At 68.2% G+C, this 15,173-nt stretch carries 12 protein-coding genes; 7 read left to right on the top strand and 5 right to left on the bottom strand.

What is annotated here, in order from left to right; translation table 11 throughout:
- Positions 1-47: 47 nt before the first annotated feature.
- The 7 genes from PE066_RS07880 to PE066_RS07850 all read left to right on the top strand — a co-directional run bounded on the left by PE066_RS07880 (position 48) and on the right by PE066_RS07850 (position 8,224).
- Positions 48-2,366, top strand: a complete 2,319-nt coding sequence (locus tag PE066_RS07880) for a DNA translocase FtsK (protein WP_271236001.1) — start codon at positions 48-50, stop codon at positions 2,364-2,366.
- A 75-nt stretch (positions 2,367-2,441) separates the two neighbouring features.
- A complete protein-coding gene (lolA, locus tag PE066_RS07875; protein ID WP_271236000.1) occupies positions 2,442-3,074 on the top strand; it encodes an outer membrane lipoprotein chaperone LolA in 633 nt (210 codons plus the stop codon).
- Positions 3,075-3,133: 59 nt separating this feature from the next.
- On the top strand, positions 3,134-4,432 hold the full coding sequence (locus tag PE066_RS07870) for a replication-associated recombination protein A (protein ID WP_271235999.1): 1,299 nt from the start codon (positions 3,134-3,136) through the stop codon (positions 4,430-4,432).
- A gap of 235 nt (positions 4,433-4,667) precedes the next feature.
- Entirely contained in the window at positions 4,668-5,597 is a 930-nt protein-coding gene (locus PE066_RS07865; protein WP_271235998.1) for a branched-chain amino acid ABC transporter permease, read from the top strand.
- 10 nt (positions 5,598-5,607) lie between these two features.
- Positions 5,608-6,723 carry a branched-chain amino acid ABC transporter permease gene (locus tag PE066_RS07860; protein ID WP_271235997.1) on the top strand — a complete coding sequence of 372 codons (1,116 nt, stop codon included), beginning with the start codon at positions 5,608-5,610 and terminating at the stop codon, positions 6,721-6,723.
- A gap of 9 nt (positions 6,724-6,732) precedes the next feature.
- Positions 6,733-7,503, top strand: coding sequence for an ABC transporter ATP-binding protein (locus PE066_RS07855; RefSeq protein ID WP_271235996.1), 771 nt, complete (start codon positions 6,733-6,735; stop codon positions 7,501-7,503).
- A gap of 1 nt (position 7,504) precedes the next feature.
- Positions 7,505-8,224 (top strand): ABC transporter ATP-binding protein, encoded by a 720-nt coding sequence (locus tag PE066_RS07850; RefSeq protein ID WP_271235995.1) that lies wholly within the window; start codon positions 7,505-7,507, stop codon positions 8,222-8,224.
- Positions 8,225-8,306: 82 nt separating this feature from the next.
- Here PE066_RS07850 and PE066_RS07845 read toward each other — a convergent pair whose 3' ends face one another.
- From PE066_RS07845 to PE066_RS07825, 5 genes are all read right to left on the bottom strand, one after another.
- Positions 8,307-8,903 (bottom strand): outer membrane beta-barrel protein, encoded by a 597-nt coding sequence (locus PE066_RS07845; RefSeq protein ID WP_271235994.1) that lies wholly within the window; start codon positions 8,901-8,903, stop codon positions 8,307-8,309.
- Positions 8,904-9,133: 230 nt separating this feature from the next.
- Entirely contained in the window at positions 9,134-10,099 is a 966-nt protein-coding gene (locus PE066_RS07840; RefSeq protein ID WP_271235993.1) for a Bug family tripartite tricarboxylate transporter substrate binding protein, read from the bottom strand.
- Between the two features lie 53 nt (positions 10,100-10,152).
- The gene (locus tag PE066_RS07835) at positions 10,153-11,049 is read right to left on the bottom strand and encodes an NAD-dependent epimerase/dehydratase family protein (RefSeq protein WP_271235992.1); all 897 of its coding nucleotides are present in this window, start codon (positions 11,047-11,049) and stop codon (positions 10,153-10,155) included.
- A 5-nt stretch (positions 11,050-11,054) separates the two neighbouring features.
- The gene (gene gmd, locus PE066_RS07830) at positions 11,055-12,116 is read right to left on the bottom strand and encodes a GDP-mannose 4,6-dehydratase (protein WP_271235991.1); all 1,062 of its coding nucleotides are present in this window, start codon (positions 12,114-12,116) and stop codon (positions 11,055-11,057) included.
- 178 nt (positions 12,117-12,294) lie between these two features.
- The gene (locus PE066_RS07825) at positions 12,295-15,162 is read right to left on the bottom strand and encodes a valine--tRNA ligase (protein ID WP_271235990.1); all 2,868 of its coding nucleotides are present in this window, start codon (positions 15,160-15,162) and stop codon (positions 12,295-12,297) included.
- Positions 15,163-15,173: the final 11 nt, after the last annotated feature.

The raw sequence follows: 15,173 nt of genomic DNA, 5'->3' as shown, positions 1-15,173 counted from the left end.
CACGCCGGTTGGCGCACGGTTGAGCCCGGCGGTAAGCTTCGCGCCGGATGACGTATTCGCTCGATACCCTCGCCGAAGGCGGCAGCACCGCCGCCGCGCCCCGTCCCGCCGTCCGCTTCGCGCACGAGATCGCCCTGGTGATCGGCGGCGCCGCGCTGCTGTTCTGGCTGCTGGCCCTGGCCAGCCATTCGCCGACCGACCCGGCGTTCTCCACCTCCGGCACCGGCGCGCCAGTGGCCAACTGGGGCGGGCGCCTCGGTGCCTGGCTGGCCGATGCCAGCTATTTCCTGCTCGGCTTCTCGGTCTGGTGGTGCCTGGCCGCGGGCCTGCGCGCCTGGCTCGCCACGCTGGCGCGCTGGATGCGGGGCGGCAGCGGCGACGTGCACACCGGTTTCTTCGGCAGCCGCCTTGCGTTCTGGATCGGGCTGGCTGCATTGCTGTGCGCCAGCACCGGGCTCGAATGGTCACGCCTGTACCGGCTGGAAGAGCTGCTGCCGGATCACGCCGGCGGCGCACTCGGGTTCCTGGTCGGCCCGGCCGGCGTGCAGTGGCTGGGCTTTGCCGGTTCCGGCCTGGTGTTCGTCGCCGTCGGCGTCCTGGGCGCTGCCCTGGTGTTCCGCTTCTCCTGGGCCCACGTGGCCGAACGCATTGGCGCGCGCATCGAGACCTTCATCGCCGCGCGCCGCGAGAAGCGCGAGATCGCCCAGGACCTGGCGCTGGGCCAGCAGGCCGCGCGCGAACGGCAGGTGACCGTGCAGGAGGAGCGCATCGAGGTCGAGCTGCACCACCCCACCCCGGTGCTGATCGAGCCGGTGCTGGCGGAGGTGCCGCGCAGCCAGCGCGTGACCAAGGAGCGCCAGAAGCCGCTGTTCACCGAGTTGCCCGACAGCAAGCTGCCGCAGGTGGACCTGCTCGACGGTGCGCAGGCCCGCCAGGAGTCGGTGTCGCCCGAGACGCTGGAGATGACTTCGCGGCTGATCGAGAAGAAGCTCAAGGACTTCGGCGTCGAGGTGCGGGTGGTGGTGGCCCAGCCCGGCCCGGTGATCACGCGCTACGAGATCGAGCCGGCCACCGGGGTGAAGGGCTCGCAGGTGGTCAACCTGGCCAAGGACCTGGCCCGCTCGCTGTCGCTGGTCTCCATCCGCGTGATCGAGACCATCCCCGGCAAGAACTACATGGCGCTGGAGCTGCCCAACGCCAAGCGGCAGTCGATCCGGCTTTCGGAGATCCTCGGCTCGCAGGTCTACAACGAGGCCCGTTCGCTGCTGACCATCGGCCTGGGCAAGGACATCGTCGGCAACCCCGTGGTGGCCGACCTGGCCAAGATGCCGCACGTGCTGGTGGCCGGCACCACCGGTTCGGGCAAGTCGGTGGGCATCAACGCGATGATCCTGTCGCTGCTGTACAAGGCCGAGGCGCGCGACGTGCGCCTGCTGATGATCGACCCCAAGATGCTGGAGATGTCGGTCTACGAGGGCATCCCGCACCTGCTGGCGCCGGTCGTCACCGACATGCGGCAGGCCGCGCACGGCCTGAACTGGTGCGTGGCCGAGATGGAGCGCCGCTACAAGCTGATGAGCAAGCTCGGCGTGCGCAACCTCGGCGGCTACAACGTCAAGATCGACGAGGCCAAGGCCAAGGAACAGTTCATCTACAACCCGTTCAGCCTGACGCCCGACAGCCCCGAGCCGCTGGAGCGCCTGCCGCACATCGTGGTCGTCATCGACGAGCTGGCCGACCTGATGATGGTGGTCGGCAAGAAGATCGAGGAGCTGATCGCCCGCCTCGCGCAGAAGGCGCGCGCCGCCGGCATCCACCTGATCCTGGCCACCCAGCGCCCCAGCGTCGACGTGATCACCGGCCTGATCAAGGCCAACATCCCGACCCGGATCGCCTTCCAGGTGTCCAGCAAGATCGACAGCCGCACCATCCTCGACCAGATGGGCGCCGAGGCGCTGCTGGGCATGGGCGACATGCTGTACATGGCCAGCGGCACCGGGCTGCCGGTGCGCGTGCACGGCGCCTTCGTCAGCGACGACGAAGTGCACCGCGTGGTGGCCTACCTGAAGGAGCAGGGCGGCGAACCCAACTACATCGAGGGCGTGCTGGAAGGCGGCACGGTCGATGACGAGGGCGGCGCCGGCGACCTGGGCGAAGGCGGCGGCGAGAAGGACCCGATGTACGACCAGGCGGTGGAAGTGGTGCTGAAGAACCGCAAGGCCAGCATCTCGCTGGTCCAGCGCCACCTGAAGATCGGCTACAACCGGGCGGCGCGGCTGGTCGAGGACATGGAGAAGGCCGGGCTGGTCAGCGCCATGAACGGCCAGGGCCAGCGCGAGATCGTGGTGCCCTCGCGCGCCGAGTAACGGCTGGTTGCGAACTTCCCCGCCGCCGGGCCGGACCAAGCAGGATCGCACCTTCTGCCGCCGACTGACGACCTGATGAAGAAACTGCTCGTGCCCCTTGCCCTGGCCCTTGCCGCCGCCGCAGCCCACGCCGACGGCCTGCAGGCGCTGGAGCAATTCGTCAAGAACGCCCGCACCGGGCGCGCCGACTTCACCCAGGTCGTGACCTCCCCGCCCCGGGAGGGCCAGGCAGCGCGCAGCAAGACCTCCACCGGCAGCTTCGAGTTCGCGCGACCCAGCCGCTTCCGCTTCGACTACCGCAAGCCGTTCCAGCAGACCCTGGTGGCCGACGGAACGACGCTGTGGCTGTACGACGCGGACCTCAACCAGGTGACCGCGCGCAGGCAGCAGTCGGTGCTGGGCAGCACGCCGGCCGCGCTGATCGCCGCGGCGCCGGACCTGGAGGCCCTGCGCAAGGACTTCGAGCTGAAGGCCGCGCCCGATCGCGATGGCCTGCAATGGGTGACGGCCACGCCGCGCAGCAGGGAAGGCCAGCTCACCAGCGTGCGGGTCGGCTTCCGCGGTGAGGCACTGTCCGTGCTGGAGATCCTGGACAGTTTCGGCCAGAAGTCCGTGATGAGCTTCGACAAGCTCCAGCTCAACGTGCCGATCCCGGCCGGCACCTTCAACTTCACGGTGCCCAAGGGCGCCGACGTGCTGCGGCAATAGCGGCCCTCGGCGGCGTTCGTGAAAGACGAGCCGTGGATGCACGGCCCTACACTCCCCCGGTGCCCAAGCCCCGCGCCACCGACCACATCCCGCTTGCCGAACGACTGCGCCCGAAATCGCTGGGCGAGGTGGTCGGCCAGCAGCACCTGCTGGGCGAAGGCATGCCGCTGCGCATCGCCTTCGAATCGGGCCAGCCGCACAGCTGCATCCTGTGGGGCCCGCCGGGCACCGGCAAGACCACCATTGCCCGCCTGATGGCGGACGCCTTCGACGCCCAGTTCATCAGCATCAGCGCGGTGCTGGGCGGCGTGAAGGACATCCGCGATGCGGTGGAGCTGGCGCAGAAGGCGCGCGACGGCCTGCAGCCGCAGCGCACCATCGTGTTCGTCGACGAGGTGCACCGCTTCAACAAGAGCCAGCAGGACGCCTTCCTGCCGCACGTCGAGTCGGGCCTGTTCACCTTCATCGGCGCCACCACCGAGAACCCGTCGTTCGAGGTGAACTCTGCTTTGCTGTCGCGTGCCGCTGTGTACGTGCTGCAGCCGCTGCAGGAGGCCGACCTGCAGCAGATCGTCGGCAAGTCGCAGGCGATCGGCGCGGTCCCGGCGCTGGAAGAGGCTGCCCGCGACCGCCTGATTGCCTACGCCGACGGCGACGCGCGCCGCCTGCTCAACACGCTGGAGACGCTGGCCGTCGCGGCGGGCAAGGAGCAGCGGGCCGAGATCAGCGACGCCTGGCTGCTCAGGGTGCTGGGCGAGCGCATGCGGCGCTACGACAAGGGTGGCGAACAGTTCTACGACACCATCAGCGCGCTGCACAAGTCGGTGCGCGGCTCCGACCCCGATGCCGCGCTGTACTGGCTGGTTCGCATGCTCGACGGCGGCGCCGATCCGCGCTACCTCGCGCGCCGCCTGATCCGCATGGCGGTGGAGGACATCGGCCTGGCCGATCCGCGCGCGCTGCGGCTGGCGCTGGACGCGACCGAGACCTACGAACGCCTGGGTTCGCCCGAAGGCGAACTCGCACTGGCCGAATGCGCCGTGTACCTGGCGGTGGCGCCCAAGTCGAACGCCGCCTACACCGCCTACAAGCAGGCCAGCGCCTTCGTGCGCCAGGACGGCACGCGCCCGGTGCCGCTGCACCTGCGCAACGCGCCTACGCGCCTGATGAAGGACCTCGACTACGGCAAGGGCTACCGCTACGCGCATGACGAAGCGGGCGGCTTCGCCGCCGGGGAGAACTATTTTCCCGACGGCATGGAGCCGCCGCAGTTCTACCGTCCGGTGGAGCGCGGGCTGGAAATTCGTATCGCCGACAAGCTGCGCGAGTTGCGCGCGCTCAATGATCAGCAACGCTGATCACCCATGAGTCGTCGCAGCGGCGTTGCATCAACGCGGGAAAACCCGGGGCGATCTCCGCCCGATGCAGCGGATGTGCTTCGCTAGAATTTGCCGTGCTTCAAACCCGCCTGCATGCGGGTTTTTTTTGCTAAATGGCGGACGTGCCCACGAGGCCGCACCGCCGACCCTGAAGCCCGATGGAAAACGGGTCGACCGGCGCAAGACGCCCGGCATAGAAACGGAGATACCTCTTATGGAAATCCTGCTGCAGCAGATCATCAACGGTCTGGTCCTCGGCAGCATGTATGCCTTGATCGCCCTGGGTTACACCATGGTGTACGGCGTCATCAACCTGATCAACTTTGCCCACGGCGAGGTCCTGATGGTGGGCGCGCTCACCAGCTGGAGCATCATCGTGACCATGCAGGAGTCCATGCCCGGGTTACCCGGCTGGCTGCTACTGCTGCTCGCCACGCTCATCGCCTGCGTGGTCGCTGCGGCGCTGAACTTCTCCATCGAGAAAATCGCCTATCGGCCACTGCGCAACAGCCCAAGGCTGGCGCCCCTGATCACCGCCATCGGCATGTCGCTGCTGCTGCAGACGCTGGCGATGATCGTTTTCAAGCCGAACTACAAGCCCTTCCCCACCCTGCTGCCGGTCAAGCCCTTCGAAGTCGGCGGAGCGGTGATCACCACCACCCAGATCATGATCCTGGCGCTGACGGCGATCTCGCTGGGCGTCCTGACCTACCTGGTGAACTACACCCGCCTGGGCCGCGCGATGCGTGCCACGGCCGAGAACCCGAAGGTTGCCGCGCTGATGGGCGTCAAGCCCGACATGGTGATCTCGGCCACCTTCATCATTGGCGCCGTGCTGGCCACCATCGCCGGCGTGATGTACGCGTCCAACTACGGCACGGTGCAGCACACCATGGGCTTCCTGCCCGGCCTGAAGGCGTTCACCGCGGCGGTGTTCGGCGGCATCGGCAACCTGGCCGGCGCCGTGGTCGGCGGCATCCTGCTCGGCCTGATCGAGGCGATCGGCTCCGGCTACATCGGCGTGCTCACGGGCGGCGTGCTGGGCAGCCACTACGCCGACATCTTCGCGTTCATCGTGCTGATCGCGGTGCTGACCCTGCGGCCTTCCGGCCTGCTGGGCGAACGCGTGGCCGACCGCGCCTGAAGGAGCTGCCATGGAAAAGCACAAGAAGACGCTGCTGATCGTGGTGGCGGCCGTTGCGCTGCTGGTGCTGCCGTTGGGGCTGCAGTGGATGGGGAACTTCTGGGTCCGCATCGCCGACATCGCCCTGCTGTACGTGCTGCTCGCGCTGGGGCTGAACATCGTCGTCGGCTACGCCGGGCTGCTGGACCTGGGCTTCGTCGCCTTCTTCGCCATCGGCGCCTACATGTACGCGCTGATGGCGTCGCCGCACCTGTCCAACACCTTCGCCTGGTTCGCCCAGACGTTTCCGGAAGGTTTGCACACGTCGATCTGGCTGGTGGTGCCGCTCGGGGCGTTGATCGCGGGGATCTTCGGCGCCATCCTGGGGGCGCCCACCCTGAAGCTGCGCGGCGACTACCTGGCCATCGTGACCCTGGGCTTCGGCGAGATCATCCGGGTGTTCCTGAACAACCTGGACCACCCGGTCAACCTGACCAACGGTCCCAAGGGACTCGGCCAGATCGACTCGATCACGCTGCTCAAGTTCGACGCGTTCGGCATCCCCGGCCTGAACCTCGGCCGCTTCCTGGACATCGGCGACTTCCGCGTCAGCAGCGTCACGCTGTACTACTACCTGTTCCTGGCGCTGGTGGTGCTGAGCGTGGTCATCTGCCATCGGCTGGAGCTGTCGCGCATCGGCCGCGCCTGGATGGCGATCCGCGAGGACGAGATCGCCGCCAAGGCGATGGGCATCAACACCCGCAACATGAAGCTGCTGGCCTTCGCCATGGGCGCCACTTTCGGCGGCGTGTCGGGCGCCATGTTCGCGGCCTTCCAGGGCTTCGTCTCGCCCGAGTCGTTCAGCCTGATGGAGTCGATCATGATCGTCGCCATGGTGGTGCTGGGCGGTATCGGCTACCTGCCGGGCGTGATCCTCGGCGCGGTGCTGTTATCGGCGCTGCCCGAGGTGCTGCGCTGGGTGTCGGGCGTGCTCGACCTGCAGGCGGCCACCGGCGGGCGGCTCGACCCCGCCATCCTGCGCCAGTTGCTGATCGCGCTGGCCATGATCGTCGTGATGCTGATGCGCCCGCGCGGCCTGTGGCCGGCGCCGGAGCATGGCAAGTCGCTGCAGCAGGTCAAGCGCTGAGGAATGGCCATGGCAGAGAACATCCTCAACGTCGCCGGCATCTCCAAGCGCTTCGGTGGCCTGCAAGCCCTGTCCGATGTCGGCCTGACCATCCGGCGCGGCGAGATCTACGGCCTGATCGGTCCCAACGGCGCGGGCAAGACCACGTTCTTCAACGTCATCACCGGCCTGTACAGCCCCGACAGCGGCAGCTTCGAGCTGGCGGGTAAGCCGTACAAGCCGACCGCGGTGCACGAGGTGGCCAAGGCCGGCATTGCCCGCACCTTCCAGAACATCCGCCTGTTCGCCGACATGACGGCGCTGGAGAACGTGATGGTGGGCCGGCACACCCGCACCGCCTCCGGACTGTGGGGGGCGGTGTTCCGCACCCACAAGTTCAAGGAGGAAGAGCGCCAGATCGCCCAGCGCGCGCAGGAACTGCTCGACTACGTGGGCATCGGCCGCTACGCCGACTACAAGGCGCGCACCCTGTCGTACGGCGATCAGCGGCGCCTGGAAATCGCGCGCGCGCTGGCCACCGATCCGCAGCTGATCGCGCTGGACGAGCCGGCCGCCGGCATGAACGCCACCGAGAAGGTGCAGCTGCGCGAGCTGATCGACCGCATCCGCAAGGACGACCGCACCATCCTGCTGATCGAGCACGACGTGAAGCTGGTGATGGGCCTGTGCGACCGCGTCACCGTGCTCGACTACGGCAAGCAGATCGCCGAAGGCACGCCCGCCGATGTGCAGAAGAACGAAAAAGTGATCGAGGCCTACCTCGGAACGGGAGGCCATTGAGATGGCTGGCGAAGTGCTCCTGAAGGTCAACGGCCTGCGGGTCGCGTACGGCGGCATCCAGGCCGTCAAGGGCGTGGATTTCGAGGTCCGACAAGGCGAGCTGGTCACGCTGATCGGATCCAATGGCGCCGGCAAGACCACGACCATGAAGGCCATCACCGGCCTGCAGCCGATCAGCGACGGCGACATCCAGTACCTGGGCCAGAGCGTCCGCGGCCGCGGTGCCTGGGATCTGGTCAAGCAGGGCCTGGCCATGGTGCCGGAAGGCCGCGGCGTGTTCACGCGCATGTCGATCACCGAGAACCTGCTGATGGGGGCGCACATCCGCAACGACAAGGCCGGCATCGCCGAGGACCTGGACAAGGTCTTCACGATCTTTCCGCGGCTGAAGGAGCGCAAGGACCAGCTCGCCGGCACCATGTCGGGCGGCGAGCAGCAGATGCTGGCAATGGGCCGCTCGCTGATGAGCCGGCCCAAGCTGCTGCTGCTCGACGAGCCCTCGATGGGCCTGTCGCCCATCATGGTGGACAAGATCTTCGAGGTGGTGCGCGAGGTCTATGCCCAGGGCGTCACCATGCTGCTGGTGGAGCAGAACGCCAGCCGCGCGCTGCAGGTGGCCGACCGTGCCTACGTGATGGAGTCCGGCGTCATCACCATGAGTGGCGGAGCGCGCGAGATGCTCAGCGACCCGAAGGTGCGCGCCGCCTACCTGGGCGAGTGATTCACCCCCTCTCCCCGCGGGGAGAGGGCCGTCCGGTCTGCCTCCCCGTTGCTGAACGAGGCCAGGCCGACCGGCGCCGTGCTCAGTACCGGTACTGCAAGCCCAGGCCCAGCGCCCGCACGGACTCGCGTCCGCCGCCGCCCAGGCGCAGGTCGTGGCTGTCCCAGCCCAGCGTCGCCGACAGGCCCGGTGTCACCGCCATGCTCAGGCCGGCGCCGAACGACAGGCCATGGGCGCTGTCCGGCCCGCCGCTGAAGGCGGCGTTTTCATCCGAGTAGCCGTAGGTGGTGCCGACCTTGCCGTACACCGAGAAGCGGCTGCCGAACAGCGGCTTGCGGCCCACCAGGCTCAGGTTCAGGCCCTCGCGCGGGGTGCCGGGCACCAGGCGGTCGGCCGTACCCAGGTACAGCTGCGACAGCTCCAGGTTCCAGCGGAAGGCCGACGGTTCCCGGGCCTGCAAGGCGGCAGCTTCGCTGCCGCACGGCAACAGCGAGGCGCCGCAGCCGATGGTCAAGGGCGCGCCGGACGGATGCAGCCCGATGCGATCCGCCCCGGCGGCGGCGCGCGAGGCCCACGGATCGGCGGTCGGTGACGTCAGCTGGGCGTGTGCGGGCGCGGCCAGGGCCAGCACGAGGCCCAGCACCGCCGAGCCCGAGGCGAGGTATCCGACAGCTTGCATGACCGTGCTCCTCCATGTTTCCCGTTGGAACAATCTAGGTCGGATGTAGCTGGTCGGCTGTCGGAAAATTCGTACACGAAGCGTAGGACCGTTACACGGCCGCTTCTCTTTCGATAGCGCGGGCGCCGCGCAGTTTGCCGCCGGGCCGGCTTCGCCCCCGCGCACGGCGGGGGCGGGCTGTTACCGCCGGAGACGATTGGCCCGGTTCACCCGTGGCCCGCGCGCATCAATCAATCGACCTTGGCGCCGGAGGCCTTGACGATCTTCTCGTAGCGGGCCAGTTCGGCCTTCATGAAGGCGGCGAACTGCTCCGGCGTGGTCGGCACCGGCTCGGCCATCAGCCCGGCGAATCGGGTCTTGGTCTCCGGCGATTGCAGCGCCGCGACGAAGGCCTGGTTCAGGCGCTGGACGGCATCGGCCGGCGTCCCTGCCGGTGCCACCAGTCCCCACCAGGTGTCGATCGCAAAGCCCTTCAGGGTGTCGGCGACCGGCGGCACGCCGGGCAGGTTGGGCGAGGGCTGCAGCGTGGTGACGGCCATCGCCTTGAGCTTGCCGGCGCGGATGTTGGGCGCCGCCGTGGCCAGGTTGTCGAAGTTGAAGTCGACCTGGCCGGACAGCAGCGCCAGTTGCGCCGGGTTGCCGCCATTGAACGGGATGTGCACCGCGAAGATGCCGGCATCGCGTTTGAACATCTCGCCGGCCAGGTGGCCGGCGCTGCCGTTGCCGCCGCTGCCGTAATTGAGCTTGCCCGGGTTCGCCTTGGCATAGCGGATCAGGTCGGCCAGCGAGTTGATCTTCAGGCGCTCGGCCGCCTCGGCGTTCATCACCAGCACGTTGGGCACCCGCACCATCTGCGTGATGGCGGTGAAGTCCTTGGCCGGATCGAAAGGCATCTTGCTGAACAGCCAGGGGTTGATCGCGTGGGTGGCGACCGCCGCGATGCCGATGGTGGTGCCGTCCGGCGTGGCCTTGGCGATCATGTCGGAGCCGATGTTGCCGCCGGCGCCCGGCTTGTTCTCGATGATCACGGTGCCCAGCGTGTCCTTTACGCGGTCGGCCAGCACGCGGGCCGTGATGTCGAGCGGACCGCCGGGGGCGTAGGGGACGATCAGCCGGATCACGCGCTGCGGCTGCGCGAAGCTCGGAAAGGCCGCGACCGCCGCGGCGCCGGAGAGGAGAAGGTGTCTGCGTTTCATGGGGTCCCTATTGTCCGCCACCGGGAACGGGCCATCCGAAACGGGACGCCGGCTCACTCCAGCATCCAGGCCAGCGTGTCGCGCAGGGCAATCGGCGCCAGCGGGCCCGTCAGGGACTCGAGCAGGGCGCGGCTGCCGCGCAGCTTGCGGACCTCGTTGGCGCGGACAAGGGCCGGATTGACCCGGACCGGCAGTTCGTGCCCGGAGATCGCCTGCACCAGTTGCAAGATCTCACGAAGGGTCAACGCTTGGCCGGAACAGACGTTCACGACCCTGCCGGCGGCGCCGGGGCACTCGAGCAGGCGCCGGTAGGCCGTCGCGACCACGCGGACGTCCGAAAAATCGCGCGCGACGTCGAGGTTGCCCAGTTCGATGACCTTCGCCCTGCGCCGCGCGTGGTCGACGATCTTCGGGATCAGGAACCGGGTCGTTTGCCCCACGCCGGTGTAATTGAACGGTCGGGTGACCACCAGCGGCAGGCGATGCCGGTACAAACCCGCCATGTACTCCATGGCCAGCTTGCTGACGGCGTAATCGTTGGCGGGCGCTGCTGCGATGGTCTCGTCCAGCAACTCCACCTCCGCATTGCCGTACACGTTCGCACTGCTCGCCAGCAGCGTCATGGCCGGTGGCACGGCCAGGGCAGCGAGTGCCTCCAGCAGGTTGCGCGTGCCCAGCAGGTTGGTGCGGTACAGCTCATCCGCGTTGCCGTGGTCGACGAACGCCTGGCCGGCCAGGTGCACCACCAGGTCCGGTTGCACGGCAGCAACCGCACGGCCAATGCAGGCCGGATCGAGCAGGTTGCCCACTAAGGCGCCGCGGAATTCCGGCGCCGGCTGGCGGACTGAAGTACCGAAGAACCCGATCGGCTCGTAATCGTGCGCGGCCAGTTCCACGGCCATGTGCCGGCCCGTGAAGCCGCCGGCACCGGTCACGAAGACCTTGCGCATGTCCCTCAGAAGGAAGCGCCGTTCTGGTTGCGACGGATGTCGGCTTCCACCATCATCTGGCACAACTGCTCCAGCGGGGTCCTGGGCTCCCAGCCCAACTCGCGCCGGGCCTTGGCTGCATCGCCGATCAACAGGTCCACCTCGGCCGGGCGATAGAACCGCGGATCGACGCGCACCAGCGTGCGGCCCGACCGGCGGTCAATGCCCACTTCCTTCTCCGCCTGGCCTTCGAAAACAAGGTCGAACCCGGCGGCCTGTGCCGCCAGCCGCGCGAACTCCCGAACCGTCTCGCTGCGGCTGGTGGCCAGGAGCCAGGTGTCGGGCTTGTCGGCCTGCAGCATGCGCCACATGCCTTCCACGTATTCCTTGGCGTAGCCCCAATCCCGCTTGGCGCCGAGATGGCCGAGTTCCAGCACGTCCAGGTGGCCAAGCCTGATCTTGGCGAACGAGTCGGTGATCTTGCGGGTGACGAACTCGCGGCCGCGCAAGGGGCTCTCGTGGTTGAACAGGATCCCGCTGGCGCCGAAGATGCCGTAGCTCTCGCGGTAGTTCACCGTCATCCAGTGCGCGTACAGCTTGGCCACGCCGTAAGGGCTGCGCGGATAGAACGGCGTCGACTCCACCTGCGGGATCGCCTGCACCTTGCCGAACATCTCGGAGGTGCTGGCCTGGTAGAAGCGGATGCCCGTGTCGACGATCCGGATGGCCTCCAGCAGGTTGGCCGCGCCCAGGCCCGTGATCGCGGCCGTGGTCAGCGGTTGCTCGAATGACACGCCCACGAAGCTCTGGGCGGCCAGGTTGTAAACCTCGGCGGCGCCGGTGGATTGCAGAAGGCGGATGCCCGCGCCCAGGTCGGTGAGGTCGTACTCGACCAGGTGCAGGTTGGGGTGTTGCCTGAGGCCCAGTTCCTCGATGCGCCAGAAGTTGACTGAACTGGTGCGGCGATAAGTGCCGTAGACCTGGTAGCCCTTCGACAGGAGCAACTCGGCAAGGTAGGCGCCGTCCTGCCCGGTGATGCCGGTGATAATCGCCCCTGACCGTCCGGTGTCGCCAAGTGTCGAACCCATGAAGTGCCCTCGTGCGAGGCAGCGGGGGGCCCGATGCCTGGACCCATGATGGCCCAGGGCGACCGTCGGCCCGTGTAGGAAAAGGCCGACGACAACTCGGCGTCGAGCCGGCGCTCGAAGCGCAGGCTCGGAGCGACCCCGCCGGTCGGCAGCAAACGGAGGATTCCGGCCCCCCGTCTCAGCCCAACCGCGCCAGTTGCTCGCGCAAGCGCGCCAGCGTGGCGCCGAAATCGGCGATGCGCTTGCGTTCCTGTTCGATCACGGCCGGCGGCGCCTTGGCGACGAAGGCTTCGTTGGCCAGCTTGCCCTGGGCCTTGGCCAGTTCGCCTTCGATGCGGGCCGCCTCCTTGGCCAGCCGCGCCTTCTCGGCGGCCACGTCGATTTCCATGAACAGGCACAGGCGCGCTTCGCCGGCCACCGCCACCGGCGCGGCCTTGGCGGCGGCGGCCCAGGCGGCCTCGTCGTCGAACACCTTCACTTCGCTCAGGCGCGCCAGGGCCTGCAGCACCGGCGCCACCTCGCCGAGGAAGGCCGCATCGCCCACCGCATACAGCGGCAAGCGCGTGCCGGGTGACACGTTCAACTCGCCGCGCAGTTGCCGGCAGGTGTCCACCAGCGCCTTGAGGCGGTCCATGTAGGCGATCGCGGCCTCGTCGATCTTTTCCGGCTGGGCCTGCGGATAGCGGGCGATGCTGACCGACGCGCCGTCGATGCCGGCCACCGGGGCGACCTTCTGCCACAGCTCCTCGGTGATGAAGGGGATGACCGGGTGCGCCAGCCGCAGGATGGCTTCCAGCGTGCGGATCAGGGTGCGGCGGGTGGCGCGCTGCTGCGCCTCGTCGCCGGTGCGCAGTTGCACCTTGGCGATCTCCAGGTACCAGTCGCAGTACTGGTTCCAGACGAAGTCGTAGATCGCGTTGGCGACGTTGTCCAGGCGGTAGTCGGCAAAGCCCTGGGCGACGTCCGCCTCCACCTTCTGCAGCGCCGAGGCGATCCAGCGGTCGGCCTGGCTGAAGCGCAAATAGCCGTGGGCCGGGCCGCCCGGCTGGCAGTCGGCCTTGGTGTGTTCCCTCAGGCCGCAGTCCTGGCCTTCGCAGTTCATCAGCACGAACAGCGAAGCGTTCCAGAGCTTGTTGCAGAAGTTGCGGTAGCCCTCGCAGCGCTTCGAATCGAAATTGATGCTGCGCCCGAGCGAGGCCATCGACGCGAAGGTGAAGCGCAGCGCGTCGGCGCCGTAGGCCGGGATGCCCTCGGGGAACTCCTTTTCGGTGTTCCTGCGCACCTGCGGCGCCGTCTCGGGCTTGCGCAGGCCGGTGGTGCGCTTGTCCAGCAGCGGCCCCAGCTCGATGCCGTCGATCAGGTCCACCGGGTCCAGCACGTTGCCCTCGGACTTGCTCATCTTGCGGCCGTGCGCGTCCAGCACCAGGCCGTGGATGTACACGTCGCGGAACGGCACCTGCCCGGTGAAGTGGGTGGTCATCATGATCATCCGGGCGACCCAGAAGAAGATGATGTCGTAGCCGGTGACCAGCACGCTGGAGGGCAGGTACAGCTCGAGGTCGCGCGTCTTGTCCGGCCAGCCCAGCGTGGAGAACGGCACCAGCGCCGACGAATACCACGTGTCCAGCACGTCCTCGTCGCGCCGCAGCGCCTTGCCGGGCGCCTGCTGTTGCGCCTCGGCCTCGCTGCGCGCCACGTACACGTTGCCCGCCTCGTCGTACCAGGCGGGAATCTGGTGGCCCCACCAGAGCTGGCGCGAGATGCACCAGTCCTGGATGTTGTCCATCCACTGGTTGTAGGTGTTGATCCAGTTCTCGGGCACGAAGCGCACCTGGCCGGAGCGCACGGCGTCGATCGCCTTCTGGGCGATGGACTTGCCCGCGGGATCCTGCTCGCTGACCTTGGTCATGGCCACGAACCACTGGTCGGTCAGCATCGGCTCGATCACCTGGCCGGTGCGGGCGCAGCGCGGCACCATCAGCTTGTGCTTCTTCGTCTCGGCCAGCAGGCCTTGCGCTTCCAGGTCGGCCACCACGCGCTTGCGCGCCTCGAAGCGGTCCAGGCCGCGGTAGGCGGCCGGCGCGTTGTCGTTGATCTTTGCGTCCAGCGTCAGCACGCCGATGATCGGCAGGCCATGGCGCTGGCCGACCGCGTAGTCGTTGGTGTCGTGCGCCGGGGTGACCTTGACCACGCCGGTGCCGAATTCGCGATCCACGTAGGCGTCGGCGATGACCGGGATGTCGCGCCCGCACAGCGGCAGCTTCACAGCCTTGCCGACCAGGTGCCGGTAGCGCTCGTCCTCGGGATGGACCATCACGGCGACGTCGCCCAGCATGGTCTCGGGCCGGGTGGTGGCCACGGTGAGCGAGCCGCTGCCGTCCGCCAGCGGGTACTGGATGTGCCAGAGGAAGCCGTCCTCCTCCTGGCTCTCGACCTCGAGGTCGCTGACCGCGGTCTTGAGTTCCGGGTCCCAGTTCACCAGCCGCTTGCCGCGGTAGATCAGGCCCTGCTCGTACAGGCGCACGAAGGTCTCGGTGACGATGGCCGACAGGTTCTCGTCCATCGTGAAGTACTCGTGCGACCAGTCCACACTGTCGCCCAGGCGGCGCATCTGCGTGGTGATGGTGTTGCCCGACTGGCGCTTCCACTCCCAGACCCGCTCGACGAAGTTCTTGCGGCCCAGGTCGTGCCGGCTCTGGCCCTGCTGCTGCAGCTGGCGCTCCACCACGATCTGGGTGGCGATGCCGGCGTGGTCGGTGCCCGGCACCCACAGCGTGTTGAACCCGCCCATCCGGTGGTAGCGCGTGAGGCTGTCCATGATGGTCTGGTTGAACGCGTGCCCCATGTGCAGCGTGCCGGTCACGTTGGGCGGCGGCAGCTGGATGGCGAAGGCGGGTTCGCCGTCCCGGGGCTCGCCCGTGCCGCGCCAGCCGGCCCGGCCGTAGCCGCGCTGCTCCCAGGCCGGCCCCCAGCGCGCCTCGATCGCGGCGGGTTCGAAGGACTTGGTCAGGCTGTTCAGGCCGGGCTGGGCGGGAGTGTCGGACATGGCTGGGCGAT

This window comes from Ramlibacter tataouinensis (assembly GCF_027941915.1).
Lineage (GTDB): Bacteria > Pseudomonadota > Gammaproteobacteria > Burkholderiales > Burkholderiaceae_C > Ramlibacter > Ramlibacter tataouinensis_C.
This window is presented reverse-complemented; position numbering and strand designations above follow the sequence as displayed.

Bases quoted from the DNA above. Each gene is read 5' to 3' on its own strand.
- PE066_RS07880 (WP_271236001.1), top strand. From the start codon at position 48: ATGACGTATTCGCTCGATACCCTCGCCGAAGGCGGCAGCACCGCCGCC.
- lolA (WP_271236000.1), top strand. From the start codon at position 2,442: ATGAAGAAACTGCTCGTGCCCCTTGCCCTGGCCCTTGCCGCCGCCGCA.
- PE066_RS07865 (WP_271235998.1), top strand. From the start codon at position 4,668: ATGGAAATCCTGCTGCAGCAGATCATCAACGGTCTGGTCCTCGGCAGC.
- PE066_RS07860 (WP_271235997.1), top strand. From the start codon at position 5,608: ATGGAAAAGCACAAGAAGACGCTGCTGATCGTGGTGGCGGCCGTTGCG.
- PE066_RS07855 (WP_271235996.1), top strand. From the start codon at position 6,733: ATGGCAGAGAACATCCTCAACGTCGCCGGCATCTCCAAGCGCTTCGGT.
- PE066_RS07850 (WP_271235995.1), top strand. From the start codon at position 7,505: ATGGCTGGCGAAGTGCTCCTGAAGGTCAACGGCCTGCGGGTCGCGTAC.
- PE066_RS07845 (WP_271235994.1), bottom strand. From the start codon at position 8,903: ATGCAAGCTGTCGGATACCTCGCCTCGGGCTCGGCGGTGCTGGGCCTC.
- PE066_RS07840 (WP_271235993.1), bottom strand. From the start codon at position 10,099: ATGAAACGCAGACACCTTCTCCTCTCCGGCGCCGCGGCGGTCGCGGCC.
- PE066_RS07835 (WP_271235992.1), bottom strand. From the start codon at position 11,049: ATGCGCAAGGTCTTCGTGACCGGTGCCGGCGGCTTCACGGGCCGGCAC.
- gmd (WP_271235991.1), bottom strand. From the start codon at position 12,116: ATGGGTTCGACACTTGGCGACACCGGACGGTCAGGGGCGATTATCACC.
- PE066_RS07825 (WP_271235990.1), bottom strand. From the start codon at position 15,162: ATGTCCGACACTCCCGCCCAGCCCGGCCTGAACAGCCTGACCAAGTCC.